This is a genomic window from Halobacillus sp. BBL2006, assembly GCF_000786645.1.
Taxonomy (GTDB): domain Bacteria; phylum Bacillota; class Bacilli; order Bacillales; family Halobacillaceae; genus Halobacillus.
The window spans coordinates 1-2327 of the sequence record NZ_JRNX01000579.1; the positions used below are offsets into that span (position 1 = coordinate 1).

The following is a 2327-nucleotide window of genomic DNA, read 5'->3' on the forward strand; positions in this document are numbered from 1 at the left end:
AAGACCATCTCATTCCAGTGTTTTCCTTGGGCCAGCAGGAAGCTGGTCAGTTCGATGTTGCCACAAGACGTGCTCCCCCGGCCTCTATCTACACTTCAATGATGTCCAGCTACAGGGCTAGCCCCTCCAGGTCTTAAGTCCAACAGTTCCGTGAAGAAGTTTACTCCACTGCACTGTCGTTCTTAAGCTTGTCGGGGCTGACCAAGGTGTCTCTGTCTTTCTATATCATTGACAGCTTGTTTCTGTCGTTGAATAATAGAAGGATATATGGATTGTAGAGAGGGGAGCGGGGTCTTTGTCAATGGAAACATTTTATCGAGATTCTTGGGTAGAAGTAGATTTATCAGCGATTGAATACAATATGAATAACCTTCGAAAACGCCTTAAACCTGACACGAAGATTTATGCGGTTGTCAAAGCGAACGCTTATGGTCATGGGGATGAGCAAGTGGCTAAAAAGGCATTGGAATCAGGAGCGGATGGACTTGCAGTTGCTTTGTTAGATGAGGCACTTAAGCTGCGTAGGGCCGGATTTGTGTGCCCGTTACTTGTCATGGGCTGGACCCGGCCGCAAGATGCTCCGCTTGCAGCTGAGCTAGAGATCTCCTTGACGGTTTTTCAGGAGGAATGGCTGAAGAAAGTAGATCCTTCCGCTTTATCGAAGCCTTTGAAACTTCACATGAAGTGGGATACAGGCATGGGCCGGATTGGTGTCCGAACGACTGAAGAAATGGATCGTATTCTTCCAATAATTAAGAACCAGCCTTCATTTGTTCTGGAAGCGGTGTTTACTCACTTTGCTACGGCAGATGATGCGCGTTTGGATTATTTTGAAGAGCAGGAGCGGCGTTTTTATAAATTATTGAACCATTTTGAAAGGGTTTGGTCAGAAAATGTCGAATTTCATACAGGAAACAGTGCTGCCAGTATGAGGTTTCCTGAGCGGATGAAGAATTTTGTCCGGTTCGGCATCAGTATGTATGGCCTTTATCCTTCAGACGTGGTCAAGGAAGAACGACCGATCGATCTAAAACCTGCATTCTCTTTACAAAGCCGTTTAGTTCACGTGAAGAAACTGGAAGAGCAAGAATCAATCAGTTATGGTGCAACGTACCAAACGGAAGATGAAGAATGGATCGGCACGATTCCTCTTGGCTATGCCGACGGATGGATACGTAAATTACAAGGATTGGAAGTGCTTGTAGATGGAAAGCGGCATCCAATTGTCGGCAGGATTTGTATGGATCAATTCATGATTCGTCTGGATCAGGAATATCCTATAGGGACAAAGGTTACCTTAATTGGTAAACAGGGAGATGAAGAGGTTACGACGGATGAAGTGGCGGATTATTTAGAAACCATCAATTATGAAGTGCCATGCATGATCAGTCACAGGGTTCCTAGACTATTTATTGACGGTGGTCAAATCGTAGAAATAAATAACCCCGTCAAATAAGCAGCACTTCGCCGGTTAGACAATTATCCCTTACTTTGGATGTAAGGCAACACAATTCACGAAAAAAATCCAACATGCCTTTGCAATAGACACTCCCGTTTGATAAGATTAGAGTGGACTAATTGACTGGTTTCTTTTGAGAGAAGATGGTGGAGGTGTATGGTTTTGTCCGACAGCATGCAGGAGATTGTCATCCGGATTCCGGATAACCTACTCAATGAAGTGGATGGCTTCATTCAACTCGAAAATAGTGATCGGAGCGATTTCATGTGTCAAGCAACTAAAATGTATTTGCGTGAAAAGAAACAACGCCACATAAGAGAATCCATGCGTAGAGGCTATATGGAGATGGCGAAAATTAATTTAAACATCGCTTCAGAAGCGTTTCAAGCTGAAGAGGAGGCCGAAAACACCCTGGAGCAATTAGTGGGCGGGGTGTGAAGCCATTGATAGTCAAACGAGGAGACGTTTATTTCGCTGATTTGTCCCCAGTAGTGGGTTCAGAACAAGGCGGGGTTCGTCCTGTACTCATTCTTCAAAATGATATCGGTAATCGTTTTAGCCCCACAGTAATCGTTGCAGCGATTACAGCGCAAATACAAAAAGCCAAACTTCCAACTCACGTCGAAATCAACGCAGAAAAATATGGGTTCGAACGAAACTCTGTAATCCTATTGGAACAAATCAGAACGATTGATAAACAGCGTTTGACCGACAAAATCACTCAACTGGATGAGCCTATGATGCAACAAGTGAACAAAGCGTTGCAAATTAGCCTCGGATTGATTGATTTCTGATTAAAAAAGAATATTCCATCTCTTTTTTAAAAATAAAGTTACCCTATAGGAGGTAGCTTTATTTTTTTTGATTT

3 protein-coding genes are annotated in these 2327 nt (G+C 43.4%); all 3 read left to right on the forward strand.

Annotated elements, in window-relative coordinates; translation table 11 throughout:
- The first annotated feature begins 301 nt into the window (after nt 1-301).
- The 3 genes from alr (at nt 302) to LD39_RS16260 (ending at nt 2253) form a co-directional block, all read left to right on the forward strand.
- Nucleotides 302-1456, forward strand: coding sequence for an alanine racemase (gene alr / locus LD39_RS16250; RefSeq protein ID WP_035549812.1), 1155 nt, complete (start codon nt 302-304; stop codon nt 1454-1456).
- Nucleotides 1457-1615: 159 nt separating this feature from the next.
- On the forward strand, nt 1616-1897 hold the full coding sequence (locus LD39_RS16255) for a CopG family ribbon-helix-helix protein (RefSeq protein WP_035549809.1): 282 nt from the start codon (nt 1616-1618) through the stop codon (nt 1895-1897).
- Between the two features lie 5 nt (nt 1898-1902).
- Nucleotides 1903-2253, forward strand: a complete 351-nt coding sequence (locus LD39_RS16260; protein ID WP_035549815.1) for a type II toxin-antitoxin system PemK/MazF family toxin — start codon at nt 1903-1905, stop codon at nt 2251-2253.
- Nucleotides 2254-2327 lie beyond the last annotated feature (74 nt).